General features: G+C 40.6%; 29 protein-coding genes and 2 tRNA genes. 21 read left to right on the top strand and 10 right to left on the bottom strand.

From position 1 onward, the window contains the following. Positions 1-439 precede the first annotated feature (439 nt). The 4 genes from V7K73_RS27830 (at position 440) to V7K73_RS27815 (ending at position 2,010) form a co-directional block, all read left to right on the top strand. Positions 440-676 (top strand): DNA-directed RNA polymerase subunit omega, encoded by a 237-nt coding sequence (locus V7K73_RS27830; RefSeq protein WP_334885017.1) that lies wholly within the window; start codon positions 440-442, stop codon positions 674-676. A 23-nt stretch (positions 677-699) separates the two neighbouring features. After that, positions 700-1,308, top strand: a complete 609-nt coding sequence (locus V7K73_RS27825) for a hypothetical protein (RefSeq protein ID WP_334885015.1) — start codon at positions 700-702, stop codon at positions 1,306-1,308. Between the two features lie 212 nt (positions 1,309-1,520). Beyond that, positions 1,521-1,886, top strand: a complete 366-nt coding sequence (locus V7K73_RS27820; protein WP_334885013.1) for a DUF1818 family protein — start codon at positions 1,521-1,523, stop codon at positions 1,884-1,886. Between the two features lie 50 nt (positions 1,887-1,936). Then, positions 1,937-2,010 (top strand) — tRNA-Pro (locus V7K73_RS27815). A gap of 51 nt (positions 2,011-2,061) precedes the next feature. On the opposite strand, the gene V7K73_RS27810 is transcribed toward V7K73_RS27815, so the two are convergent. After that, a complete protein-coding gene (locus V7K73_RS27810; protein ID WP_334885011.1) occupies positions 2,062-2,205 on the bottom strand; it encodes a hypothetical protein in 144 nt (47 codons plus the stop codon). Between the two features lie 100 nt (positions 2,206-2,305). Here V7K73_RS27810 and V7K73_RS27805 point away from each other — a divergent pair, with 100 nt between their 5' ends. Next, a complete protein-coding gene (locus tag V7K73_RS27805) occupies positions 2,306-3,946 on the top strand; it encodes a metallophosphoesterase (protein WP_334885009.1) in 1,641 nt (546 codons plus the stop codon). A 449-nt stretch (positions 3,947-4,395) separates the two neighbouring features. On the opposite strand, the gene V7K73_RS27800 is transcribed toward V7K73_RS27805, so the two are convergent. Then, a complete protein-coding gene (locus tag V7K73_RS27800) occupies positions 4,396-4,854 on the bottom strand; it encodes a sunset domain-containing protein (protein WP_334885007.1) in 459 nt (152 codons plus the stop codon). Between the two features lie 136 nt (positions 4,855-4,990). Beyond that, entirely contained in the window at positions 4,991-5,140 is a 150-nt protein-coding gene (locus V7K73_RS27795; protein WP_334885005.1) for a hypothetical protein, read from the bottom strand. Between the two features lie 572 nt (positions 5,141-5,712). Here V7K73_RS27795 and V7K73_RS27790 point away from each other — a divergent pair. Further along, positions 5,713-5,985 (top strand): GlsB/YeaQ/YmgE family stress response membrane protein, encoded by a 273-nt coding sequence (locus V7K73_RS27790; protein WP_334885003.1) that lies wholly within the window; start codon positions 5,713-5,715, stop codon positions 5,983-5,985. A gap of 416 nt (positions 5,986-6,401) precedes the next feature. On the opposite strand, the gene V7K73_RS27785 is transcribed toward V7K73_RS27790, so the two are convergent. Further along, the gene (locus tag V7K73_RS27785; RefSeq protein WP_334884998.1) at positions 6,402-7,334 is read right to left on the bottom strand and encodes a serine hydrolase; all 933 of its coding nucleotides are present in this window, start codon (positions 7,332-7,334) and stop codon (positions 6,402-6,404) included. Between the two features lie 9 nt (positions 7,335-7,343). Between V7K73_RS27785 and V7K73_RS27780 the strand changes: the two genes are divergently transcribed. Further along, entirely contained in the window at positions 7,344-8,048 is a 705-nt protein-coding gene (locus V7K73_RS27780; RefSeq protein WP_334884996.1) for a C40 family peptidase, read from the top strand. A 14-nt stretch (positions 8,049-8,062) separates the two neighbouring features. Further along, a complete protein-coding gene (locus tag V7K73_RS27775) occupies positions 8,063-9,076 on the top strand; it encodes a glycosyltransferase family 2 protein (RefSeq protein WP_334884994.1) in 1,014 nt (337 codons plus the stop codon). A 40-nt stretch (positions 9,077-9,116) separates the two neighbouring features. Here the strand turns inward: V7K73_RS27775 and V7K73_RS27770 are convergent, their stop codons facing one another. Next, the gene (locus V7K73_RS27770) at positions 9,117-9,911 is read right to left on the bottom strand and encodes a DUF6920 family protein (RefSeq protein ID WP_334884992.1); all 795 of its coding nucleotides are present in this window, start codon (positions 9,909-9,911) and stop codon (positions 9,117-9,119) included. 89 nt (positions 9,912-10,000) lie between these two features. Between V7K73_RS27770 and V7K73_RS27765 the strand changes: the two genes are divergently transcribed. After that, positions 10,001-10,213 carry a hypothetical protein gene (locus tag V7K73_RS27765; RefSeq protein ID WP_334884990.1) on the top strand — a complete coding sequence of 71 codons (213 nt, stop codon included), beginning with the start codon at positions 10,001-10,003 and terminating at the stop codon, positions 10,211-10,213. Between the two features lie 38 nt (positions 10,214-10,251). On the opposite strand, the gene V7K73_RS27760 is transcribed toward V7K73_RS27765, so the two are convergent. Further along, a tRNA-Arg gene (locus V7K73_RS27760) sits at positions 10,252-10,325 on the bottom strand. A 34-nt stretch (positions 10,326-10,359) separates the two neighbouring features. On the opposite strand from V7K73_RS27760, the gene moaC reads away from it, so the two are divergent. Beyond that, complete coding sequence (gene moaC, locus V7K73_RS27755) at positions 10,360-10,869, top strand: cyclic pyranopterin monophosphate synthase MoaC (protein ID WP_334884988.1); 510 nt, start codon at positions 10,360-10,362, stop codon at positions 10,867-10,869. A 284-nt stretch (positions 10,870-11,153) separates the two neighbouring features. Here the strand turns inward: moaC and V7K73_RS27750 are convergent, their stop codons facing one another. After that, positions 11,154-11,825 (bottom strand): Uma2 family endonuclease, encoded by a 672-nt coding sequence (locus tag V7K73_RS27750; protein WP_334884987.1) that lies wholly within the window; start codon positions 11,823-11,825, stop codon positions 11,154-11,156. Positions 11,826-11,949: 124 nt separating this feature from the next. Between V7K73_RS27750 and V7K73_RS27745 the strand changes: the two genes are divergently transcribed. The 3 genes from V7K73_RS27745 (at position 11,950) to V7K73_RS27735 (ending at position 13,128) form a co-directional block, all read left to right on the top strand. Beyond that, entirely contained in the window at positions 11,950-12,207 is a 258-nt protein-coding gene (locus V7K73_RS27745) for a hypothetical protein (RefSeq protein WP_334823526.1), read from the top strand. 119 nt (positions 12,208-12,326) lie between these two features. Beyond that, a complete protein-coding gene (locus V7K73_RS27740; RefSeq protein ID WP_334884986.1) occupies positions 12,327-12,635 on the top strand; it encodes a DUF3181 family protein in 309 nt (102 codons plus the stop codon). A 277-nt stretch (positions 12,636-12,912) separates the two neighbouring features. Next, positions 12,913-13,128 carry an acetyltransferase gene (locus V7K73_RS27735; protein WP_334804079.1) on the top strand — a complete coding sequence of 72 codons (216 nt, stop codon included), beginning with the start codon at positions 12,913-12,915 and terminating at the stop codon, positions 13,126-13,128. Between the two features lie 229 nt (positions 13,129-13,357). Here V7K73_RS27735 and V7K73_RS27730 read toward each other — a convergent pair whose 3' ends face one another. After that, positions 13,358-13,828, bottom strand: coding sequence for an ABA4-like family protein (locus V7K73_RS27730; protein WP_334884983.1), 471 nt, complete (start codon positions 13,826-13,828; stop codon positions 13,358-13,360). A gap of 298 nt (positions 13,829-14,126) precedes the next feature. Beyond that, positions 14,127-15,167, bottom strand: a complete 1,041-nt coding sequence (gene cobW, locus V7K73_RS27725) for a cobalamin biosynthesis protein CobW (protein WP_334884981.1) — start codon at positions 15,165-15,167, stop codon at positions 14,127-14,129. Positions 15,168-15,269: 102 nt separating this feature from the next. Here cobW and V7K73_RS27720 point away from each other — a divergent pair, with 102 nt between their 5' ends. After that, the gene (locus tag V7K73_RS27720; RefSeq protein WP_334884979.1) at positions 15,270-15,458 is read left to right on the top strand and encodes a hypothetical protein; all 189 of its coding nucleotides are present in this window, start codon (positions 15,270-15,272) and stop codon (positions 15,456-15,458) included. Positions 15,459-15,558: 100 nt separating this feature from the next. Here the strand turns inward: V7K73_RS27720 and V7K73_RS27715 are convergent, their stop codons facing one another. Beyond that, the gene (locus tag V7K73_RS27715; protein WP_334884977.1) at positions 15,559-16,275 is read right to left on the bottom strand and encodes a biliverdin-producing heme oxygenase; all 717 of its coding nucleotides are present in this window, start codon (positions 16,273-16,275) and stop codon (positions 15,559-15,561) included. Between the two features lie 701 nt (positions 16,276-16,976). On the opposite strand from V7K73_RS27715, the gene V7K73_RS27710 reads away from it, so the two are divergent. The 7 genes from V7K73_RS27710 (at position 16,977) to hpsN (ending at position 26,318) form a co-directional block, all read left to right on the top strand. After that, entirely contained in the window at positions 16,977-17,801 is an 825-nt protein-coding gene (locus tag V7K73_RS27710) for a PIG-L deacetylase family protein (protein ID WP_334884975.1), read from the top strand. Positions 17,802-18,062: 261 nt separating this feature from the next. After that, on the top strand, positions 18,063-18,932 hold the full coding sequence (locus V7K73_RS27705) for a hypothetical protein (RefSeq protein WP_334884973.1): 870 nt from the start codon (positions 18,063-18,065) through the stop codon (positions 18,930-18,932). Positions 18,933-19,631: 699 nt separating this feature from the next. Then, complete coding sequence (gene glmM, locus V7K73_RS27700) at positions 19,632-21,101, top strand: phosphoglucosamine mutase (RefSeq protein ID WP_334884971.1); 1,470 nt, start codon at positions 19,632-19,634, stop codon at positions 21,099-21,101. Between the two features lie 234 nt (positions 21,102-21,335). Then, complete coding sequence (locus V7K73_RS27695; protein ID WP_334884969.1) at positions 21,336-22,103, top strand: glycosyltransferase family A protein; 768 nt, start codon at positions 21,336-21,338, stop codon at positions 22,101-22,103. Positions 22,104-22,139: 36 nt separating this feature from the next. Further along, positions 22,140-23,795, top strand: a complete 1,656-nt coding sequence (gene hpsL / locus V7K73_RS27690; protein WP_334884967.1) for a hormogonium polysaccharide biosynthesis protein HpsL — start codon at positions 22,140-22,142, stop codon at positions 23,793-23,795. A gap of 9 nt (positions 23,796-23,804) precedes the next feature. Then, positions 23,805-24,959 carry a glycosyltransferase family 4 protein gene (locus V7K73_RS27685; RefSeq protein WP_334884965.1) on the top strand — a complete coding sequence of 385 codons (1,155 nt, stop codon included), beginning with the start codon at positions 23,805-23,807 and terminating at the stop codon, positions 24,957-24,959. Positions 24,960-25,337: 378 nt separating this feature from the next. Continuing rightward, complete coding sequence (gene hpsN / locus V7K73_RS27680) at positions 25,338-26,318, top strand: hormogonium polysaccharide biosynthesis glycosyltransferase HpsN (RefSeq protein WP_334884963.1); 981 nt, start codon at positions 25,338-25,340, stop codon at positions 26,316-26,318. The last annotated feature ends 93 nt before the right edge of the window (positions 26,319-26,411 follow it).

The raw sequence follows: 26,411 nt of genomic DNA, 5'->3' as shown, positions 1-26,411 counted from the left end.
ATTAATTAGCGATCGCCCTGTGCCAATTGGATCATTTTGACAATACAGATGTACTAAAATTTAGCGATCGCTTGTGCCAGTTGCGTAAGTCCTGTGCTTGTTGTGCTTGAATTATGGGATTTCCCATATTTGAAATTAATCTGTTTCAAACAGAGAAAATCTACAGGTTGCCAAAACTCATTCGATATACCTTGAAGCTGAATGTTCAGGGGTTGGAACAGACGTAGTTAAAGCTCCTATGCGTGTATAAATTACATAGGAGCTTACGATCTTACGGCCTTATTGCTGCCTAATTTTGTCCGAAGTCTTGTTATAAGTAACTTATATTGACTAAAACACTCTCAACCTCTATCAAGAGAGAGGTTGCTAGCGATTAAATACACAGCAGCAGATTTATCGCTACTGCTACACTGGGGAATGACCCCAAGAACCACTGATTATGCTAAAGCGTTCTAAGTTCGAGACAACTCAGTCTCAGATTATGCACCGTTCTGAGGAACTGATTAGTGCAGCCTCAAATCGTTACCGCATTACGGTTCAGGTGGCAAATCGTGCTAAACGTCGGCGTTATGAAGACTTTGAAAATAACGAAGATGTGATGATGAAGCCAGTGTTAAGGGCAATTATCGAAATGTCCGATGAATTGACTCAGCCAGAAATTATTGGCGAATTATAAAAAAAGGCTTTAGAGAAGGTAGGATGAGCAAAAATTTATCGTTCATTCAACCCCTACTTAAACCTTGGCAGACACTCACTGCTTTAATGGTGGTGGGTGTAATTGTTTTGGGTTCAGGGGCGGAAAAATCAATACATAGAAATTTATTTAGTATCCAACCTGCTGATGCTCAGAGAATCATACCTAGCGATGTTTGGCGGCTAGTATATCAGCAATTGCCCGATTTGCCACGAGAAAATAACTATATCAGCAAAGAAAATGGCAAAGTTGCCGAAAATAACACCTTAGTAAGTCGCCTGATTACATATCACATTTATACCAAAGGGCGGGCCCCAATTTATCGCTTAGATTGGAAGCTGACTTTAGCTGATTACCTGGGTGCGAACGAAATTATGTATGATACTACCTATCCAGGCAATGAAACACTACGGGAAAATCCGATGGAAGGCGATCGCTTTGCGATCACCCGTCTCACCCGCAGCCAACGAAATGCCCTAGTGCAAGCCTTAGTCAATATATTTAACCCGAGTTCCCAAAATACCCCACCCCCCAGCCCCAACCCCACACCCAGCCCTAATACATCAACTACCCCACAACCACCCCAACGAGGAGGTGCCGAACTACTGAGGTAAGTAAGTCGGCGCAAATAATCATCACTGGTTTGTTTGTAGTTGCGCTTTAGCGCATCTTTATCCGGATGCGCTAAAGCGCAACTACGAGCCAAATACAGAAATTTTACTTTTCGTTACATAGTTTGGTTTTTTCTCGCCGACCTACTTAACCAGAGAGTTATGAGTTGTAAATCAATAACTCCTAACTCCTAACTCCTCACTCCTAACTAATTATGGAACGCCTTGTAAAAACCGGATTTGGCTGGCGTATAGGACAGAAATCCGATGCACCAGAATTTAAAGGTTTAGTCGGTACAGATGATTGGGCAATTGAGTTAACCGAAGCCGAGTTGAATGATTTTTGCCGCCTACTAGCACAGCTAGCAGACACCATGAAGCAACTCGCAACAGAATTAATGGAAGAGGAAAAAATTGCTTGTGAAGCCGAAAGCGATTTATTATGGATGGAGGTAGAAGGCTATCCTGATGCTTACAGTCTGCGCTTCATCTTAAATACAGGCCGATGTGTAGAAGGTAAATGGGATGCTTCTGTTGTTCCAGATTTATTGCAAGCTAGTGGTATGCTTAAGGTTTTTTAAATTTGCCTCTTGCTTATCCTAGAGTTTTGCTGTAGAATAGGAATTCTGACCGGGGCGTAGCGCAGCTTGGTAGCGTGCCACTTTGGGGTAGTGGAGGTCGTGGGTTCGAATCCCGCCGCTCCGATTGATGATAAGCCATGCCTGCTAGTCTTTTCAAAATGATTAGCAGGTTTTTTCATGGCACTGTAGAAATGACGTAGCTGACAAAAGCGATCAGACCGCAGCAAGTGACTGATTTTAACAGCAGTGCGATCGCAAATAAAGCTTCTGGTAGAAGTGGATTTTTACCAAACGCTAAAAAATTTGGTATGTTACTCATGCTCAGACGCAAAAGCCGCCGTAAAATTTTCTCGGTGACTAGGCTTGTGCTTGTTATATGCTTTACTCTGTTAAGTGTGCGTTCATTTGGGCAAAAAATTATGACATCAGCATCCCAATTGCTCACCGACCCATTTTTACAACTGCCAACTGAAACCTCAGTGCAAGTAGTTTGGTTTACTGAGTTTGCTGGTGTTAATCACACAGTAATCTACGGTGAAAATCTTAAACAAACTGTTAAGGCAAATACTACCAAACTCAGTCGCACTCGTGAAGACCAACACTCAAGAGTTGCAAACCAAACCAAAGACGGACAAGTTTATCAAAAACCCGTCTGGCGCGATATTTGGCGACATGAGGCTGAGGTGACTGGGTTAACTCCTGGTTTGCGGGTAAACTATCGCATTACGAGTGTGCGAGAAGACGGCGAAAGTGTTACGAGTGATGTTTTTACCCTCGCAGCTACTGCAAAACTGGATACACCACTTAAAATTTTACTCACATCAGATCATCAATTAAAGCCGATGACTGCGGCAAATCTGCAAAAGGTGGTAGAAACGGTTGGACGGGTTGATGGAGTCTGGTTTGCCGGTGATTTGGTCAATGTCAGCGATCGCGCCTCAGAATGGTTTGATGATAATAGTGGTGGTGCGTTATTTCCCGGTTTACAAGGTCGTGCTAAATATGAAATGATGCACGACGGTGTTAAGAGAATCTACACTGGTGGACAAATAATTCAACACGCACCCATGTTTACTTGCATTGGCAATCATGAGGTGATGGGGCGATTTGCCAGGATGGGAAGTTTAGATGATGAATTTGATGATACAATTCCCCATGCCGTTGCTCAAAAAATCTATCAGGACACATCTTTAATAGACAATTCTTTTAATACTAATACCTACGAAGAGATTTTCTCTTTACCAAAAAGTAAAGAGGGTGGAAAAAGGTATTATGCAGTCAGTTTTGGTGATGTGCGTTTGGTGGTATTATACGCTACGAATATGTGGCGGACTCCCAGTTTAAATGGAAAGCATAGGGGTAGATATCGAGAAGCCGAAAAGGATTTAAATAATCCTGAAAATTGGGGTTATGGACAGGTGATTTATGAGCCAATTGCTAAAGGCAGCAAACAGTACAATTGGCTAGAGGCAGAACTCAACAGCCCTGAGTTTAAACAAGCAAAATACAAAGTTGTCATGTTCCATCATCCGCCCCACACTCTGGGCGATAATATAGTTCCTGCTTATACAGAACCAGTTCAAATAATTGAACGGGATGATAATAATATCAAAGCAGTCCGTTATGAGTACCCAAAAGATGCAGATTACATTATCCGCGATGTTGTCCCTTTACTTGAAGCAGCTAATGTGCAATTGGTATTCTATGGGCATTCCCATTTGTGGAACCGTTTTGTTAGTCAGAGTGGAATGCACTTTCTAGAAACATCTAATGTGGGCAATACTTACGGTGCTGCTTGGGGTGATAGAACACGAGAAGTGCCAATTGGATATCAAGAGGATTATGTTAAGCTTGGCGATCCTAATGGGTTAGAACCGATAGTGCCAACAATTTGCCCTTTGTTGGGTGAAGATGGAAAGCCGATGCCTTATATTTCGAGTAATGAGATTACGGTTTTTAGTATCTTTGATACAGGGGCAGGTACGATAAGTAGTTATCGTTTTGATACTCGCAAGCCTGATTCGCAAGTATTGAAGTTTGATGAATTTAAGTTGAAATAGTCTCACAAGATAAATCTAGGTTACGCATTGAAAACCTGAAACCTCGCTCCCCCTTAAAAAGGCTTGTTATTACATTAGTATCATTTGTTAAATCTTGGGCTTCCTTAGCATTCCCGCCTTGGAATAAATTCCTCTTGCTTATAAACATAGCACTGCCTCAAAAATGAGTTGCCCCTTTGCCGCTATAAATGGGGCTAATATCTCGGTATACCACCCGCTCCCTGGCCATAATTCAACTACGGTCATATTTGGGCGCAGACCGAAGAATTGCAAAGTCTGGGCTGGGTGGCGGTACTTGTCTCGGTTCTGAGCTTCACGTTAAGCAAGTGCGGATTGAATATCAAAGGCATAGTTCTTTGACACGTTCCTGATTTCAGATATACTCTCGAATTTTTCCCTCGTCCCTTTCGAGGGTGAATAGAAAGTATCCTGCCTTTGCCCTTTTTAGATCATTTAGGCGCACGGAAACCAGCAAGTTGTGCTGTATTCGTGTCTTTAAAACAAATATCCGGTTTGACTTTTTCATAATCTAAGGTTTTAGGAAGGTGATAAATGTTGCCTCTCTTGTTCGTAATCTTCCCTTTTAGGGGTGCATTACTTGGGCAAGTTGTTTCGGTTTGTGGTTTTACCCCTAGATTTTGTGCTGCTGCTAAAACTGCTGTTTTATTCCCCCCCGATGCTGGCTTCTTAGAACTAGAAGTTGTATTTCCAGGGATAGTACTAGCTGCTGTAGTAGGGACAGGACTAGCTGCTTTATTAGAGTCAGGACTAGCTGGAGCAACAGCAGTTGGTGTTTGAGGCGTAGTAGTAGTAGATTCTTCAGGTTTTTTACCACAGCTACCTAGCATCAGTACTGCAAATAACGTCACTACAATGCTCAGTTGACGAGGTTTAAGTTGATTGTTCATGCGGTTAATTTTCTAATATTTAATTCCCAATATTTTACCCGATACTGACTTCATCGTAACCAACCCATAATTGTAATGTCTGTGAGTACAGATTTAAATACAGTTAATTATTGCACTGCTCTGCGCTATTGTGATTTTAAATATGTTTTGACCAAACTGACAAATTATTCGACCACGGGAGCAACGCGATTTTGTGAGCAGGGGCAGCAGGGGGAGCGATCGCCCCAGCATCCTCTCTTGATTCGGTGGGGTGCGATCGCACTTCAAAAGCGGCCGGTTGAGCCATCACATAAATTAACTGCTGTCGAATACTTATTTTGTAGCAGCTGGGGTATCAACTCGCTCGTTGAGTTCTTGAAGTTGTTGGTTTAATTCCCTAGCTTAATTCTTTAAGTAGATGAGAGAAATCATTAAATAATTCGTAATTCGTAATTCGTAATTCGTAATAGAGCCTCCGGCACGCTGCGCGGTTTTCATGGCCCTTTGATCTGTAGGTAAATTTTGTTTTGTAATGAAGAGTGCTGTTGTGGGGACGGTTTGGGACTCGCATTACAACGTGCGATTTAAACCCAATCGCATTACTTGCTTATTTTTAGAACTGGGAGACTTTAACCCACGGACAGCAGTTAAAAATTCATATACTGCAATTATCAAGCAATTAATAAATGAAGCTCCTAGCTCAAGACCTACTAGGAGTTTTTTTATTTATTATCCATCTCAGTTAGAGGCTATATCCTCAGAAGTAACAGCATTCATCCTCAAGACTATTAATAATCTGTTCTGTTGGTAGATTGAATACCAATGTTTAGATTGCTATTGTGTAGTTGTCGGGTAAAAAACATTTATCAAATTAAAACAATGAATATTCTTGCTTGGATTGTTTTAGGTTTAATTGCTGGTGCTATTGCAAAGGCTATCTACCCCGGTCATCAAGGTGGCGGAATCTTCGGAACAATATTATTAGGAATTATCGGTGCTTTTGTTGGTGGTAGTTTGGGTGTATTCTTCAGTACAGGAACCTTAACATTAGCCGCCCCCACACTCAGCCTTCCCGGTATTGCAGTAGCGGTTCTTGGCGCAATTGTCGCTGTTTTCTTGTGGAACTTGCTAAATCGTCGTAGTGCTGTGTAATCAATTAAATTGGAATTAATTAATAGTAAACATCTCTTAATTAATTTCACTATATTTTATCCATGAATTTCATTAAAACAGTAGCGCTTACCTATAGTTAGGTAAGCGCTATCTATTATTATTACATTAGTATCATTTGTTAAATCTTGGGCTTCCTTAGCATTCCCGCTTCGGAATAAATTCCTCTTGCTTATAGCTAAAGTCCTCTCAAGAGGACTAAATACAAAATTTCCAGAGATGTATATGGCCATCACATTTAAAATGGAGAATTTCAGTCCACGCTTAGTGGAATGCAATATCAGCCCAGAACTGAAGTTCTGGGCGGGGTATCGGGTAAGTGCGATACTTTGACTGTTCCAAAAATATGGATAACGACAAGTAAAAAAGGGGGGATCTGTTCTGCGTAAGTCCTAAGATTATAGACTAGCGATCGCATCAGCAACTAGCTTAGAAACAAAGGGCAAAATTGCCTGACTCTTAGCCTGCGCTTTACCTTCAGTAAATACCACTAAGAGGTAAGGGCGCTGTTCTGGTATTTCAATATACGCAACGTCATGGCGAACTTGACTTGTCCAACCTGCTTTTGACCAAATTTGAGCATTTTCAGTCAATGCAGCGCCTAAGAAACCTGTTACCTGATTTTCCTCGGTGTCAGTGGGTAAATCGTTGAGAGTCCGTTTGAGTAAAGCCATCATTGCTTGCGATCGCCCACTTGAAACCGCTACCCCACCTACAATACTATGCAGTAAACGAGCGATCGCATTTGTTGTCAACATATTACGATTTTCTAGTAACTCTCCCACAAACGCCCGTTCCCGTCCATAAGGGCCATCACCCCAAGTTTTTTGACAGACGTTAATTGTCTCCATTTCTTCCCAACCCAATGATTGGTAATAGCGGTTAATAATATTACGCTGATATTTCCAAGTTTCAAAGGGACCAGTTGGTAATTCTGACCCTGATGTGGTACCACTCAGAATATCCACAACCAAGCTGGTAGCATCATTACTAGAATCTACAATCATATCCCGCAAAGCTCTTTCCAACTCCTTGGAAGTCTGAGTCATCCCTTTTTCTAGCCATTCATTTACCGCCACCAGGTAAAATAGCTTAACTACACTGGCGGGATAAATCCGTTCAACACCACGATAAGTAAAACCCCGAACTGGATGATCCCAAAAAGCGTTGGGAGTCAGCGCCCCACCAGTATTTACTAGCACAGGTGGATCATAAACAACCCAAGTCAGGGCAATTTGATTCCGGGCTAAGGTGGGAAATTCTGCCCAAGTTGCATCTAAAATGCCATTACCCAGATTTTCCAGTTGTTCGTCTTTATTAAAAAAAATCATTCTCTAGTAATGTCCTTTAATCTAAAATCCAAAATCCAAAATCCAAAATTAGGGCAGTATCAGTGTATTGCTGACCTGAATTTATATGATTCTCCCGAATGTACGCGTTTAGGAACTCAAGCTGCATCTGGGCGGCATTTATGGGTAACATCAAATCATCAAAATTCAGCGATTGAGGTGTATTTGTCTGAAGATGACTATCCAGGATGGGTATCCCTTTCAGATTTTGATTCATTACAATCTGCTACTGTACATTACCCTGCTGCAACATTTTCTGAATCTGAAATTAAAAAACTCCTAGCGGAGGTTATCGTTTTTACCCAAAAAGCGATGCAACAATCCAATTATTACCTTTGGGGTGGTACGGTTGGGCCAAATTATGACTGTTCTGGGTTGATGCAGGCGGCGTTTGCTTCGGTGGGTATTTGGTTACCTAGAGATGCTTATCAGCAGGAAGGGTTCACTCAACCAATTACTATTGCAGAATTAGCAGCTGGGGATCTGGTATTTTTTGGAACTAGCCAAAAAGCAACCCATGTCGGGCTTTATTTGGCGGATGGTTATTACATCCATAGTTCTGGGAAAGATCGGGGACGGGATGGGATTGGAATTGATATTCTCTCGGAACAGGGAGATGCTGTTAGTCAGTCGTACTATCAGCAGCTGCGAGGTGCTGGTAGAGTTTTTAAGAGTTACGAACCACAGAGACGCTGAGGGCGCTGAGGCTTATGAGGAGTGGGTTAGTTGATCAAGGGTTGAGTGAAGAGAATGGGACGATTGCAGCTATTGTCCCAGATGTTTCGGTGGTGCTGCCGATACATGACGAGGTGGAAAGTTTGCCGCTTTTACTAGAAGCGATCGCATCTACTTTATCTTCTAGTCAGATAAATTATGAAATCATTTGTGTAGATGATGGTTCTACGGATGGTTCTGGGGATTTTCTGAAAAAAGAAGCGCAAATCCGCACTGATTTAAAGGCGGTGATTTTGCGTCGCAATTACGGACAAACTGCGGCGATGGCTGCTGGATTTTATTATGCAGTCGGGAAAGCGATCGTTACTTTAGATGCCGATCTCCAGAATGATCCGGCTGATATCCCCATGTTATTAGCAAAGCTGGATGAGGGTTACGATTTGGTGAGTGGTTGGCGGCAAAAACGCCAAGATGGGGCTGTAAATCGGCTACTTCCTTCCAAAATTGCCAATTGGCTAATTCGCCGTACTACTAGCGTAAATATTCATGATTATGGCTGTTCGCTGAAAGCTTATCGGGCAGAACTACTAGCAGATATGAACCTCTACGGAGAACTACACCGATTTTTACCAGCTTTGGCGTACATCGAAGGAGCTAGAATTACTGAAGTACCAGTGCGCCATCACGCCCGTCGCTTTGGTCGCAGTAAATATGGAATTTGGCGGACATTCCGAGTGTTGATGGATTTGTTAACCATCCTGTTTATGAAAAGATTCCTCACCCGTCCAATGCACGTTTTTGGGCTGTTGGGCTTGATTTCAATGGTTTCAGGAACTGCGATCGGAATTTACTTAACTTTCGTCAAATTAGCTTTAGGTGAGATGATTGGCAATCGCCCTTTGCTGATTTTAGCAGTTCTCCTACTTGTAACTGGAGTCCAGTTATTTTGCTTTGGTCTTTTGGCAGAATTACTGATGCGTACATACCATGAATCCCAAGGGCGGCCTATCTATCGCGTGCGAGAGGTGGTAGCAAAAAAGGATTCTTGAGTAAACAATTAGCTCTGATAAAGCAGTGCAAGATATGAGTCTACCGATAGATTGCATCATCGATTGTGGCTCGGAAAAACTCGCCCTCTGACTCAAACCGCTTAGTGCCGAAGTACCATCCAATTCGCAGACGAGTCGGAATAGTGTAGCCAGAGAATGTGCGTTCTTCCTCCATAATTCCACCGAAGTCCATATAATGAAACTCAGAGCCATCAAGGTTATTCCAGCGCGGTAGTTTGAAGGTCTTGAGCCGACCTGTTTGTTGGCGTAGCCTCGGCTTTGCCGACTCGATGGTAAAATCTAGTTCGGCTCTCTCACCTTGCACTAAAAAACTAGAATGCAAACTGGAGTCTAAATTAGAATCTGAATGTGATGAATCTGTACTTGTCCATAAAATATCATCAGCACACAACGCAGATGGCAAGCACACTGACTCTGCTTGGAGACGACCAACCGCAGATCGCGTAATATCGGAACCAGTCGCGCTCATCACAGGGAAAATTCCTAAAAGCTTCCACTGCATAGAACCTACACCGTCTATAATTCGATCCGATCCCACAATTGGCAAACCATTCATCCACGCCGTAGCACTCCAAATCAGTCCACGCTCCCAGCAAATAACTTGCTCTGCTTTGAATGGAATCCAACTCTTCAATTTAATTTCACCATGCATATACAATCTAACCGCAGATGCAATTTTGGTTCCCGGAGCGATCGCATGTTGGAGATATCGTCTTGCTGCTTCTGGTAAATGAGAGAGTTCATCTGAATGAAATACACGATCCTTAGATATCGCAGAATTCCATAGCGTATTGAGAGAAATTTCTTTACTCATTATTGCCCCCAGTATTTTTAATTCAGAATTTGATTAAATTCGGTCAATTTATCGCTAACGATGACAGATATCTATGAGGATATTGTGGATTGGGGCGATCGCTACATCTCAAGGAGCGATCGCTCAAACTTGTAGGCTACCGTGATATGTTTGGCTATGTTGCTGTGATTAATTCTCTCGCGCTTGTAATTTTTCTCACCCAGTCGAGCAAAGACCTATCAAACTCCCTGCGCTTTGCCCTCGGTCTAGCTCCACATGCCCATGCCTTGAAAAAGTTAAAACTTAGGAGTGAGAAACTTTAACTCCTCACTCCTAACTTTCAACTCTTAACTTTTAAAAACGGGCGAGGAGGGATTCGAACCCCCGACACCGTGGTCCGTAGCCACGTGCTCTAGTCCACTGAGCTACACGCCCTCACCGACAATCTATATTAACACGTTCTAACCAAATGACGCAAGATAATTTCCCATCTAATTTTGCTAATTTAACCCATCTAGATCGCCAAGGACAGGCGCAGATGGTAGATGTGTCTGATAAAGCACCCACCATCCGCCAAGCAGTAGCTGCTGCCAATGTGCGGATGTTGCCAACCACCTTCGCCGCCATTCAAGCCGGAAATGTCCCAAAAGGGGATGTATTGGCAACTGCAAGATTAGCTGGGATTATGGCAGCCAAGCAAACAGCTACTTTAATTCCCCTGTGTCATCCTTTACCTTTGCAAAAAATCGCAGTCGATATTATACCCGATCCGCAGCTACCTGGTTATCAAATTCAAGCCACAGTCAAAACCAAAGCTGAAACTGGTGTAGAGATGGAAGCCTTAACTGCCGTTTCTGTGGCTGCCCTGACTTTATACGATATGGCAAAAGCTTTAGAAAAGTCTATTCAAATTGAATCAATTCGTTTAATTAGTAAGAGTGGCGGTAAATCAGGAGATTATTCACCGCCAGAGCAATAAGCTACTCTATTTTGGGGCAAACTCCAAACGGGAGCATCCCAATGAGAGCTTAAATCTTTTCCCTCACCCCCAGCCCCTCTCCCATATATGGGAGAGGGGAGACATAATTCTAGTTCCCCGAATCCCATGTTTGGGATTCGGGGTTAGGGGATGAGGGCAAACACAAAGTTTTTGCACCTTTGGGATGCTCCCGTCCAAACTCCAAACTCCAAACTCCAAACTCCAAACTCCAAACTCCAAACTCCAAACTCCAAACTCCAAACTCCAAACTCCAAACTCCAAACTCATGGCAGATTATCAGGATCAATGCCGAGATTACGCAAATATGCTGCCAACTGTTGAGCGCGTTGACGTTCTTGTTCTAGCAATAACTCAGCCTGTTCTACCCGTTGATTGAGTTCGAGGGAATTCAAAAATCTCTGTCCATCTGGACGGTAAATTACTAACTCTCCAAAGCCCGTTTGAAATCTAATTCCTAAGCGGGGACTAAGCCAACCATCCATTTGCCATAGCTTATTCAAATGGTTGTTTTGCCGCAACCAGCCATCTAGTTGAAAACTTTCAGGGTCGTATAAATAATATTCTTCAATACCATAAGTATCGTAAAACTCCAGCTTCCGCTCCATCTCCTTGGTATCATTACTATAAGAAAGAATCTCAAAGACTACTTGCGGTGGAATATTATCTTCTTGCCACTGACGATAAGAACGACGTTTTCCCTTTGATCTACCGAAGACAACCATTACATCCGGTGCAGTCGGTGCAATCAGCCGAGAACGCACAGGATACCAGAGCAAATCTCCCGCAATCAAAACATTATCATTATTAGCAAACAGAATCTCTAAATTCTCCTTAATCAGGACAATCCAACGATATTGTTCTGTATTGTCTGCCATTGGCTTGCCGTCGCTATCTGGATAGAGGAGATCCGGGTCTATTTGCTCAAAGATCGTCATAGGATTTAACCTAGCTGCTCTTGACTTCCAGTTCAATTATGACTGGTTGTAAGGGTCTAATAGCAACCACTGCCACAAAAACCTTAGAATGAATAGGGTGTATTTAAATCTGTAACAAATATTTATGCCTCCTCGTTGGCCTCGCAAACCCGATCGCAAAGACCCTGATTACCGCAAGATCGATGACCGGATGAATTTTGCCATGCATGTAGCGATCGCTGCTACTATCAATTCTGGCTTGTGGTTTTTCCACATCTTGAAAAGCACTACCTGGGAGTGGCTGCCTTGGGTAACTTTAAGTTGGACAGGAATAGTATTGGTGCATCTGATTTATATTAGTGCGATCGCTAACTACACCGAAACTCCGCCAAAATCTACCTGAAGATGGATTACTCATGCTGGGGCGATTGTAACCTCTGGTAGTAGGATTAGGCTGTTAATTCAGCCATAATGTAAAAAAGCCTGAGATTTCGCACTTTTTCTTAATGTAGGGTTATTTTTATGGCTAAGACTAACACCACAGAACTACTAGAAGCCCTAGCAGCTGAAATTGGCGAAAACGTTTACATAGACGTTGCCAAATGGCATCTTTATCTATCTAATGCCAAACTCCATACAGTTGTTGCCGAGCAACTGTATCCTTTAATTACTTCCAACGCTGTTAACGAAGACCGAGTTTTACAAGTCTTGGGAGCGATTCCAATAAAAATTGGCGGTGGGAAACGTGAAGTTCCTTTAATTGATTTACTACCCCTGCAATGTCAAGTCACTTTAGTAGATATTTTGGAAAAATATCAACGTGATTTCTAATCGCTAAAATCAAGATTATCTGAGTTAGACAATTTTATTAATCAGCATTCCCTGATTCGATTTTAGCTTCTGGATTAGGTATCTATTTACTGTATTTATTTTATAAAAATGAACTCCACAGATACACACAAATTAATATCGTGTAATTTATATGTGGATATTTGATAAAATCCTTTAACAATTAAGGAATCTCCGCGTTCAAAATCGGTTTAGATTTGAGCGAGTTTATATTGAGACTCGCCTTGAACTTCCATGCAAACTCATTGAGGCAATTTCTATGCTTTTACAAGTTAAAGATAGTGGCGAATTGGTAAAGATTGTTGAAATTCAGGAATTACTTGATCCCAATAGTGATGTTGTTCACGCAAAAGACCAAGAAGGTCAAGAAGAACAGCAAACTAATAGTTTTAAAAAGGAAAATCTCGTTTTTCCTTCAGGTGAAGTTCTACCACGCTGTTGGTTAGATGCTGACTATAGACACGACAACGCTTAATGATTTTAAAATCAGGTAATTTGTAATAGTAGGGTAGTACAGGTGTGCTACCCTACTATGTGGCAGATTATGAGGGAGCATCGCAATTTTGGTTAAATCTTTTCCCTCACCCCCAGCCCCTCTCCCAAATATGGGAGAGGGGAGACATAATTCTAGTTCTCCGAATCCTATATGAAGGGATTCGGGGTTATGGCTATCAAGGTTTTTGCACCTGACGGGATGCTCCCGATTATAACGCAGCTTTTTCTTCTACCGTCACCGTTTCACTCTGCTGAGATTTAGGGAAAAATGTCTTAACAATCCAGTCAGTCAAAATGTGAGACAGTAATCCCATAGGACCAGCAAACAAACACAGTGCAAGAGAGTGAATTGTCCAAATACCTGTTTTTTGTCCTTCCCAATAAATCCAGCGACCGACGAATAAATCCATCACTAAAAAATGAATCCAACCCGTTGCAGCAGCCGTTTCATCTGCAAAAAACCGCGCAATATCAGCTAATTGGGGATTCGATAAAGCTTGGGCATTTTCTGGCGTAATGCTGTTGATAAACAAATACACATACGCTCCAGCTAAAATCACAAAGGGCAAATATGATGACATAATCTGCCGTGTAACTTTCCAATTTGGTAATAAAATCATCAATGCCCAAAAAGGCAATACGAAAAGATTGGCGACATTAAATAGTTGAGAGATCGTCATAGTTTTATAAAATGAAGAGTGAGGGTTTAAGTTAGGAGTTATAAGTTAAGAGTTATGAGTTAAAAGTGAAAAAGTGAAAAAGTAGTAACTTTTAGTTATTAGTATTGTTTTTTATTTGGAATTAACTAATACACAATAGCGAAATAAATTTACCATTTTAAGTTGATCCAAACCGCCTAATAATCATAGGCAAGGGGGTTTTGCCCCTTGTTAAAAGTAGGTAAACTTCCGCCACAGTGTACTAGTTATTCCTAACTCCTAACTCCTAACTCCTAACTCCTAACTCCTAACTCCTAACTTACAAAGCAACAAGTTGCGATTCGATTTCTGAAGACTTCAAATCACGTCCAATAAACACTAAGCGCGTTTGCCTTGCCTCTTCAGATTTCCAGGGGCGATCGTAAAATTTATCAAATCGGGTTCCTACGCCTTGCATCACTAGGCGCATAGATTTATTTGGCACTGCCACAAAGCCTTTAATCCGGTAAATTTCTTGTTGTTGTGCTATTTTCTCTAACTGCTGTTGCAGCTTTTCTGGATCAAAGGTACGATTCAAAATTAAATTAGTTGAGGTAATTTCTTCGTCGTGATTGTGGTCTTCTTCGGTATCGTGATGACTAGGACGAGAATCTAAATTATCTTCCACTGCGGCTTGGAATCCTAATAATATAGATGCATCTAGTTGAGAGCGATCGCTCTCGACAATCTTCACCACTCTGGGCAACTCTTGCTTAATCAATTCCTCAACTCTGGCTTTTGTCTCGGCATCTACCAAGTCAACTTTATTTAACACCACTAAGTCTGCACAAGCAAGTTGGTCTTCAAACAGTTCTTGCAAGGGTGTCTCGTGTTCTAGACTATCATCTGCTTGGCGCTGGGCTGCGATCGCCTCTAAATCGCTAGCAAATGTCCCCGCCGCTACCGCCGCACAATCTACCACGGTAATCACCGCATCCACAGTGGCAGCGTTGCGAATTTCTTGCCAGCGAAAAGCCTTCACCAGTGGTTTTGGCAAGGCTAAACCAGAAGTTTCAATCAAAATGCAATCGATGCTATCCCGCCGCTTGATTAACTCTTGCATCATCGGGTAAAACTCTTCCTGCACGGTGCAGCATAAGCAGCCGTTGGTTAATTCAAAGATATTATTGTCGCCCTCACCATCTTCTGGGCAAACTTGACAAGATTTTAACAATTCCCCATCAATACCGAGTTCGCCAAATTCATTGACTAAAACGGCAATGCGCCGTCCTTGGTTGTTTTGTAGCAGGTGGCGAATTAGGCTGGTTTTTCCACTACCTAAGAAGCCTGTAATCACTGTAACAGGAATTTTTGTTGCCATTATTTAATTAATTGTGTCTGTTTGTATTTTCCCCGATCGCTGACAAAATTAGGAATCAGGGTTTATATATTCTCTAGATAGAAATTAGCGAGATTACCGCAAATGAATTCTGCTAAAACTATTAAGCTATTGATAAAACAAGCAAAATATGCTCAAAACATCAGAAACTACCAGGAGGCGGAAGTCCTTCGGCTATCGGTAATCAAACAAAAACCTAATGATGTTCCTCTCAAAGCCAGGTATAAAGCGTGTTTTACTCCTGAATTCTGCTGTAATAGCCACGATCGCTAACAAACAGCAGTAGGGGCCACATCCCCGCGATCGCCTGATTTTATTCAGGTGAACCCAGAGAGGTTGCCCCTAGATTTACAAAATTTTACTTAATTAAAGTTTACTCAGCAGTAACAAGTTCAGTACTACCGCGTGTCCGTCGCCGTGTGAGGCTATTGTAAAGCATTACCCCGATCGCCTTGATCAAATTGCCTTCCAATTCTTGGAACATCGTCATGTTCGTGCCAAAGGCGGCGTTAGCTTCATCAACGATGCGATCGGTTGTAGCATCATCAAGGGGTAATTCATCCAAATTTTGCCGATATTTGGCTTTGAATGCCTTCTCGTCAGGAATCTCTGGAAACTCATAAAAGGCTGTTCCTTGTCCATCAGACAAATTCATCGCCGTTACAGCAATATTTTTGAGAATTTGTCCCCCGGATAAGTCACCCAAGTAACGAGTATATGAATGAGCAATTAACAGTTCCGGTTCTGTGGCAGATATTTCTCGGATGCGCTTTACATAAGCTTCACCTGCGGGAGATAGCTTGATTTGCTCTCTCCAGTTAGCACCAAAGTAATAACTCAGGTCTTGCTCTAAGGTATACTTGCGGTTTAGCTCTTGAAAGTTAATTTTAGAAAGAATTGGGTGCTGACGATGCTTTTCCATTTCTTCTTCCATCGCTGAGTAGACGAAGTAGAAATTAGCAACAAGTTTCCGGTAAGAGTTTTTCTCGACTACTCCTCTTAAAAAGCACTTGACAAAACCTACATTTTCTGCCATTGTGTGGGCTTTCTTAGTGCCTACACGTAATTTGGTTGCTAAATTGCTGCTCATACTAAATTTCTCAACTTTTAATAAAGTTAACTACCGAAGTTCTAATTTACTAACGGCTAAAAAAGCCATTAAAAGGTTACCTTAAAACTATTTGATGAGAATTTATATTAAAATTTTTTAAGCTACCAGAATTATGTATTTTTTTATACGACGACTATCTAAGGAAACAATTGCCCTGAACCCATGAAAATTATTTCCCCAGCATTCCCCATTGCCCATTCCTTATTTTCCAGTCAGAAAATCAGCTTTTGTGTTTCCAAAATTCCGAAAGGAATAATACACTACACTAATATAGATTTTTAAATTAAGTCAACCTCATGCTCAAATCAAACATATCTTAATGCTCGGATTAATTCTATCCAGATGAATGCCTAGATAATAAATTAGCGAGTTTTTCTTATTTCAGTAGTTCTTTCAAAAAATCTAACACTTAATACCAATTTAAGTACAGATACTGAGGAACATAGAATATGCAAGTGATATATTACAAATAGATTAACTGAGGAAAAAACGCATATTTTCATTATTAATAATGTATTATACAGCAGTTTCTAACTCAGTAATTGACAACATTTAAGTCTCAACGCTAGACAGAGAAAATGTCTTATTTGTTACTAATAACACATCTATGAGGTTATAAGTACCCAATTAAATTTCAACCTTTGAGCTAGTTAATTCCAATAAATTATTACATAAACAATATGGGAAATATTTTAAATCGTTTAAAGGTTAGTCTGCACAACAAGCTATGGCTGTTTAATTACCGATTGCGAGAACTTCAAATCCGACTACAGTTCTACTGGCTTTTGTATCGAGGTAGTCAACCGCTAAATGTTAGCGATAAATCGCTGATTGTGTTTGCTCCTCACCAAGATGATGAAGCACTGGGCTGTGGTGGAATTATTGCACTCAAGCGAGAACAAGGTGTACCTATTAAGGTTGTTTTTGTCACGGATGGAGGAGGTTCTCATCATGGTAATCCTAAGATTAGCCGCTCCGAAATTATTCAAATTCGCAGACAAGAAGCACTGACAGCTTTAAACATTTTGGGTGTTGATTCCAAAGATATTCACTTTCTTAATAAATCTGATGGCTCACTACACAAAATGACAGAAGCCGAACAGCAGCAAACGATTGAAGAAATGGCGCAATTGTTGCATACCTTTGGGCCTCAAGAAGTTTACGTAACTCACAAAAAAGATCGGAGTCGAGATCATGAGATGACTTATCAACTAGTTAAGGCCGCTATTGTTAAAGCTGGAATAAAGGTTGATTTGTGGGAGTATGCCATCTGGTTGCTTTGGAAATCCTTACTATTTCGGGATCTCAAATTTGACGAATTGGCAGGTGCTTATCGATTATCTATTCACACAGTGCAATCCAAAAAGAATGAGGCCATCAAAACCTATCGTTCTCAATATTTACCTATAGATGGTGAATCTAGCGCGGTACTACCTCCTGGTTTTCTCTGGCGGTTCTTCTTACCTCATGAGGTTTTTTTCAAATCAGAATTGCCAAAGCTATAGTTTTCTGCTTTGGAATTGCAGAAAATGAAATTGTGTTTAACTTTGTTTTAATGAATAAGGCAGAATAGAAATTAGTGGAAGATTCGGAATAACCACTTTTTTGTTAACATTAAATTTTAGATTTAATGTGGTTTTTAAAGATTTATTCATTGATGGTTAGCTGATTTTTGATGTTTTTTTACATCTAATTAATAGCTTGTGCCAAAAAAATACCTACTTTCTCAGTCCCAATCTCTTTATTGAAAATTAACAGGAAAATAAATGATTCAATCACAAAAAGACTTTTGCTTTTGTACTTTAGCACTAGGCAAAAAATATAGCGCTCTTGCTTCCTTATTAGCAAAAGATATAGAGATATATTCGCCTAATACTTCTTTTATTATTTTAACCGATCATCCTGAAGAATTTAGTAAACATTCTCAAGTTGTAGTCTTTAAGCATGAACAACAGGGTGTTAAATGTTATCACGATAAAAGATTTGCGATCGCAAAAGCTCTGTCACTCTTTAATTCGTGTATATTCATCGACTCAGATATGCGAATCTTGGCACCAGTCCCAGAAGATATGCAATGGCTGCTAACACCAGGAATTAGCGCCAGAGCTTGTATGGATATGCCAAAAAAATTTACTAAAGTTCTTGCAGGAACTGCTAATAGTAAATTTTTGAAAGAATTTGCACTTGTTAAAAATGCAACAAAAATGCTTAACTTGGAAACAAGTTGGAAAGATATTAGTTTTGTTCACGAGTACTTATTCTCAGTCACTAAAGATTCAGGCAAAGAAATTGAATTTTTGCAACAATGGGATATGCTCGCCAATTACTTTGAGCTAAACGGAATTTATGAAGGTGAAGGTAATGCAATAGGTTTAGCTGCTTATAAAGCTGGGCTGGCAGTTAGATGGAGTGAAATGGAAGGCATTTCATTTTTTAATAATAAAATTGAATTAGTAAAAATTAGCAAGGGTCAATCAAATACGGATGAAATTTCTAAATATTTTGAAGAACACGAGAAAATTTTATACCCTAAACGCTCTTTTTTGAGCAAAGCTATAGATAAACTTGGAAAAGCAATTATGCATTTTTACAGAAAAATGCGGTTCAAAATTGTTCGGTCTTCTTTGGTAAACTGAAATCTGAACACTGTTATCCAACTGAAAAAATCAGGTTTTTGGACAAAAAATCTAGGTTCTTAGCTTCCTAATTGGAAGAAACTCAATTTTCTTTTAAAACAACTACCTTTGAGAGCATCCCATTAATGCGATCGCTATCATATCGCCTAACATGAAAAGTGCGGAGTTCCGTTAGCATTAGCTGGGCGTTTAGTCGGTGGTTCAGCTTAAAGTTGAAAGATGGCTCACAAAGGCTAGGGATTTTACCAGGTAGATAATTGCTGAGTATTTTATCTGACTCAATACATAATTATTGAGCCAGATAAATACGTAGATACCTAAATGAGAGTTTCTTATAGATAAAATCACAACTTCAAAGGGGACTTACCCTACCGGACCCTAGGCCAAGGTTTATTTAGCCACCAATTCCAGTCTTCGGTTTTGTAAACCACGTCTATCTTGAAACCTATAGTTCTTCCATGTATCAAAAGGATTTGCCCTCATCCCCCAACCCCGAATCCCAGATTTGGGATTCGGGGAGCCAGAATTTCAAACTCCCTCTCAAGCATTTGGGAGAGGGATTTAGGGAGAGGGTGAAAACTACGGTTTTCAACTTAGATAAGGTTTAATGCAAGATTTGAGAAAAGGTTTTCTGTCAGAATTGTTGAATCAAGTGTTAAATGCTATTTTCTAGTGTGATTGTGTGGAGTATTGAAACAGATGGTTTCATTTATGACTCGGACACCGGGCATTCCGGGGGATTCTGCTTCTGAAATTGACGGATTGGGGAAAGGGATTGAGAGCAGTTTTGAACTGAATTTAATCTCATTACCAACAAATCCCTTATTTGGCACAGATGGGATTCGGGGACGAGTGGGAGAATTACTGAGTGCGCCCCTAGCATTGCAAGTTGGTTTTTGGACGGGGATTGTTTTACGTAACCATGCTACTCAACTAGGGCCAGTCATTCTCGGACAAGATTCTAGAAACTCTAGCGATATGCTGGCAATGGCTTTGAGTGCAGGGTTAACAGCAGCAGGGCTAGAGGTTTGGTATTTGGGATTATGCCCCACTCCCTGCATTGCCTATCTCACCAGCATCAGTGATGCCATTGGCGGAGTGATGATTTCTGCCAGCCATAATCCGCCAGAAGACAATGGGATTAAAATTTTTAGTGCCAATGGTGGAAAGTTACCCCAAATATTGCAGGCAGAAATTGAAGCCGGACTGCGTGGCAAAATCTCACCTATTGCTATCAGTAATTGCGGACGGCATTACTCACGTTTCGAGTTAGTGGGGCATTATAGCTCGGCGTTGAAAAAACCCTTGAACAGTGCCATCAAGCTTCAGGGGATGAAGATTGTTTTAGACTTGGCGTGGGGAGCAGCAGTCGGGTTAGCACCAGCAGTATTTACAGAAATGGGGGCAGAGGTAATCTGCTTGCATAACGAAGCAGATGGCGATCGCATTAATGTTAACTGTGGTTCAACCCACCTAGATATTCTGGCAGCCACAGTACAAGAACACAACGCCGATATTGGCTTTGCCTTCGATGGCGATGCCGATCGCGTCTTAGCAGTAGACAATACTGGCAGACAAGTTAACGGCGATTACATTCTCTACCTGTGGGGACGCCAGTTAAAACAAAACCAACAATTGCCAGATAACCTGATTGTATCTACAGTCATGGCCAACTTAGGCTTTGAAAAAGCTTGGCAGCAAATTGGTGGTAACTTAATTCGTACCGCAGTCGGCGACCAATACGTACAAGCCGAAATGTTGCGGACTGGGGGAATGCTGGGCGGCGAACAATCAGGTCATATTCTTTGCCGTCATTATGCCGTAACTGGAGATGGCTTGTTAACAGCCTTACATATAGCAGCTTTGGTGAAAGAGGCGGGTGTTCCCTTTAGCGAATTAGTAGATCAAAGCTTCCAAACCTATCCGCAAATTTTGCGGAACGTGCGAGTTTTAGATCGCGATCGCCGTTTAGGATGGGAAGATTGTCAACCTGTGCAAGAAGCGATCGCTCTTGCTGAAGCTGCAATGGGTAATTCCGGCAGAATTTTGGTTCGCGCCTCTGGTACAGAACCAGTAATCAGGGTTATGGTAGAAGCTGCCAATGCTGAACTTACCAACTACTGGACAAATGAATTAGTTTCAAAAGTCCAACAGCATCTGATGGACTAAATTAGTTATTATCTCAGCTTTTAACAAACGCCAATTTTACGTCACAGCTTCTACTAATGACCAAGGCTGGTTAATTTGTAGAAGCTGTGACATTTGTATTTGCATTGTTAGATCGTCACCAAATTAATTACTTGTCAGCAAAACTCACCGCATCAATATAATTAGTCCTGCCGTCACTCTGAATGTGTTATTATTTATTTCGAGATTCTTAGTTATATGTTCTAAGATAATATTATGCTTATTTTTGTTATCCCACTCAAAAGTGCAAAAGTTTCCAATTCCTGGGAACGTGTTACACAATTGTTTGAAAGATGCATTAAATCAGTTTGCAATCAAACCTCACCTAACTTTCACGTTATTGTTGTTTGTCACGAAAAGCCAAAAATAGAATTCACTCATTCTCACATCACATACATTACAGTTGATTTTTCCCCTCCCAACGAAACTAACCCTGTAGCTAAAGGAGATACAGATAAAGGGCGGAAAATATTAAAAGGATTAGTTTATGCTCGTCAATTTTCTCCCACTCACACTATGACAGTTGATGCTGACGATTGTGTTAGTAAAAATTTAGCCAAATTTATTCAACAATATCCCGATTCTAATGGATGGTTTATAAATAAAGGTTATAAATATCAAGAAGGTAGTAATTACATATATATTAAAAGAAACAATTTTTATAAAATGTGCGGCAGTTGTAACATTATCCGATATGATTTGAATGATTTGCCTGAAGTCGCAGAATATAATCGTGGCTATGGATACTATAGATATTATATAGACCACGCCAAAGTCAGAGATATTTTAAATAACAGAGCAAAACCCATTAAATCATTACCATTTCCAGGTGCGGTTTATATATTGGACACAGGAGAAAATCTTTTTGATAATTCAAAAAGATTAAAATTTAGCATTTTTAATCGCAAATTATTAAATCAATCAGTTATGGATGAATTCGGATTGTACGATTTACAGCAATCCAGAGAAATTTGTCAACTATAATATATTTCCCTGATGCTGATAGGCTACAGCACCATTATGCCGAAAAGAAAACCAAAATCCCGACCATCTAAAAACTCGAAAAAGCAGGCTAAAAAGGAAACTTCTACCCTTAACCTCAAAGAACAGTTAGCTAAAAAACGCAAAGCAGCCCAAGCACGTAAAGAACTCACTAGCTTACTCACCACCGCCACCTTTGGCGGTGTCTTCGTTGGCATTGTGCTTTTTTTCGTAGGTGGAATTAAAACAGCAATCCCTGCTGTTTTGGGGATAATTATCATGTCCCTTTCCTACAAATACCCGCGTCAAGCACTATATGCCTTCATCATTTACGTACCGATTGGGGGTACTATTACTTACTACTTGGGCAATAGTCCCATACTCCAACTAGCTAAAGATGCCTTTTATCTTCCAGCCCTAATTGGACTTTGGCAAACTTGCCGTAAACAGGGGCTACCCCTAATTATTCCTCAAGGCATTAAAATTCCACTTTATATTGTTTTGGGTTGTAGTCTGCTAACACTATTATTTGTTAATGGTGCACAGCAGTTTAACCCGCCTAGCGTCGGATTATTGGAAAAAGCACCCCAAGAAATACCATTAGGTATGGGCATTCTCGGACTAAAAGTATTTTTAGGCTATGTCCCCCTGGTTGGTTGTGCTTACTATCTAATTCGTGATAAGCGGGATTTTCTATTTTTATCGCGCCTCCAAATTGTCCTTATACTTATTTGCTGTGTGCTGGGATTTATTCAATACCTGTTATTACTAACTGGTGTATGTCAAGGCACTAGAGGTCTTGAAGGAAATGCCCTATTTGTCACATCATTAGAAGCCCGGTGTTATTTTGGTGGAGCGCTCTTATATAGTCCTGAAGAAGGAGTCATTCGCCTACCAGGGACATTTGTAGCTCCTTGGCAGTGGGCATGGTTCTTAATTTCCAGCACCTTTTTTACCTTTGCCACCGGCTTCACCGACCCCTCCCCAATATGGCGGCTGCTCGGTTTAGGTTCTTTAGTGATAGTCTTTATCAATGCTGTAATTTCTGGCCAGAGAATCGCCTTAGCTTTAGTACCAATCTGCTTCGGAATTTTGCTATTGCTGACTGGTCAAATTGGCAACCTAAAACGATTTATCCCCATAGGAATAGGACTTGCCCTAGTTTTGGGAATAGTAATGGTGACTAACCCTGTTGTCGTGCAAGAGAGAACCGAAAGTTTTACAGGTCGATGGGAGGCTTCACCACCTCAAGACTTTATCGTTCAGCAATTTGCAGAAAATTGGAAAAACGTAGACGGGCCATTAGGAAGTGGCTTAGGTAGAGCAACTAACTCTGCCCGCGTAATGGGTCAAACTAAGCTAGTGGAAACCTACTATCCCAAAGTTCTTTTTGAAGTTGGAATTGTTGGAGTACTAGCTTTTCTGAGTTTGGTCACTAGTTTAACAATTATTGGCTTTAAAACCTATCGCTCCATAAAGAACCGTAATTTCCGCAGTTACGGAGCGGCTTTGTGGGTGTTTATATTGTTTATTAGCTACAACACCTATTACTATCCTCTGGATGTTGATCCGGTTGCTGTCTATTATTGGTTTTTTGCGGGAGTTCTTTTTAAATTGCCAGAACTGGAGAAACAAGATATAGAAGATGCTAACCCGGAGACAACCAATAAGAAAAAACGTCTAAAAACAATTTAAGTGAAAAAAATGGCAAAAGTTATCATAGTAGGTCAAAAACACCTCAGCATTCCCAACCTACCTCGAAATTCTCGGCATATACTCATCCGCCCCAAGCCTTTCCCTGGTGGCAGATATCCTATAGAAAAAATTTGGTATCCTTTAAGCAGCTTTTTTCCCTGGCAACCTGTATGGGGAAGATACCAAGCTATTCATTCTTTCAACAAAATTTTATATACAAACAAACCTTGGTTTCTCACCTTTGAGGATCATCGTTTTTTATATAGAAATCCTCAAAATCAAGGTGAAGCTGCAATTTATGAATTGTTAAATAATCGATTAGCACTAGAAAATTGCCAAAAACTTATAGCTATCTCAGATTATGCCAAATTGAGATTAATTAAGCGGATAGAAGGTTGGAAACTAAAAGAAAAAGTAAGTAAGAAATTGGATGTAATCCATCCAAGTTTTCCAATAAGGGTTAACGAATCGAAACTTTATCAAGAACAGCAACTCCAGCTTATATTTATAGGAAATCACATTGCTCGCAAAGGCGGAGTTGTTGCTTTAAGACTTGCTAAAAAAGCTGAGAAACTAGGTTTACCTATTACTGTACATATAATTTCCGATCTGGGACTTGGTTCAGGAGTCCCAACGGATTTTCCCGATGAAACCAAATATGTAGAGGATTTAAAGTTATTGGATTTAAATAACGTTGTCTTTCATAAAAATCTTCCTAATGACAAAGTTATTGAGTTATTATCGCAAAGTCATTTTCAATTAATGGCGACATTACATGATACTTATGGCTATAGTATCATTGAAGGGTTTTCTGTTGCCACTCCTGCAATTACAACAAATGTATGCGCTTTACCAGAATTTATTCGTCATGGCGAAAATGGCTATATTTTAAAGCTACCAATTAATGAAGTTAGGCACTGGAGTGATTGGCTGCATGAAGAAAAAACTAAAACTAATGAATATTGGGAAATTTTAAATAGCACTTATGATTATTTGGTAGAGCAAGCATTGCAACAAATCATTCAATTTCTTGATAGAAGTGATAAACGAGAACATTACGAATTTTTAAGTGCAGGAGCGTTAGCTCAAGCGCAAATTGTACATAACTCTGAAAAGCAAAATCAGTTATTTGATGATCTTTATGCAGCTGCGGCGGGAGTATAGGGACTTCCAAGAAATAAATTATTTAAATAAACGAACCACTCCAGACGCAGAGAACGCAGAGAGAGATGAAATAGAGAGAGTTTTTGAGTCAGTTTTGGAACATTTTTTTATTTGGAAGTGCCTAAAGAACAAAAGATAATCTTAAGCAGTCCTTCGGCTATTGACTGAATTTAAATTAAGGCAATAGTAGTTTAGTGAAGTGAATGAAAATTAAGTTTTATAACAGTTCTCACCTCGCCCCCAATCCCTCTCCGATGCTTTGGAGAGGGGAGTGTTTGCACCCATCAAATACGGGGTGAGGTTCAGACTGAATTGTACCCAAGTGAAAACTGCTCTATAAGGTTATTATCAAATTAGAAAAATTACTTAATAAAAAGCATGAATAATTGGCCATTAATTACTGTGGTTATCCCGACTTATGGTAGAGAAGAAGCCCTACGGGATAGTATTGTAGATGTCATGAAACAGGACTATCCAAATTTTGAAGTTTTAGTGGTAGACCAAACCGCAAAACACCAGCCAGAAATTCAAGCCTATCTAGAAGAGATGGCGGGGGCAGGTAAAATTAAGTGGTTGCGCTTAGATTGGGCAAGTTTGCCAGGAGCGCGGAATTATGCTGTGCGGCGGTCATCTGGTGAAATAATATTATTTATTGATGATGATGTTCAGCTAACCCCAGAATTGTTAACAGCCCATGTGAAAAATTATTTGCAAAATCCAGAAGTGGGGGCTGTAGCCGGTCGGGTATTTGACAGAATGAAATTGGGTGATTCTGGAGGAGATTTACAGATTGAATATCTGCCTCCCCAAGCTATGGATCCTGGAATTGCTTGGTATCATATTGATTTGGTACATACCATCAAACCTCAGCAAGTATTGACAGCGAGGGGTTGCAATATGTCATTTCGCCGTGAAATTTTTACTAAGTATGGGCTAAGGTTTGATGAGAGGTTTGGCGGTAGTGCTGTACGCGAAGAGTCAGATTTTTGTTTGCGGGTGCGACAGACGGGGTATAAAATTTGGTACGACCCAGAAGCCCATTTGGTGCATTTAGGCGAAGAAACAGGGGGTTGTCATGATATTAGTATGCGATCGCTCAAATATCAACTCACCTTTTATCACAACCATTTTTTACTAGGGCTGAAAAACCTCACTGCGACTCAAGCTTTACGCCTATACGCCCGTTTATTTGACTGTCACGTTCTGGGACACCCACCTTGCAACAAAAGCGGTTCCCCCATGAAAATTGTCACTCGCGGTTTTTTCTACATTTTAGGTTTTTTCAAAGCGTTGGGTACTGTCATCCAATCAATATGGAACGATGGTCAAATTTACACTCGTTTGGATGAACTGGTTTAGTTAAGAGTTAGGAGTTAGGAGTTAGGAGTTAGGAGTTAGGAGTTAGGAGTTAGGAGTTAGGAGTTAGGAGTTAGGAGTTAGGAGTTAGGAGTT

It is taken from the genome of Nostoc sp. (genome assembly GCF_036916975.1).
Classification (GTDB): domain Bacteria; phylum Cyanobacteriota; class Cyanobacteriia; order Cyanobacteriales; family Nostocaceae; genus Nostoc.
This window is presented reverse-complemented; position numbering and strand designations above follow the sequence as displayed.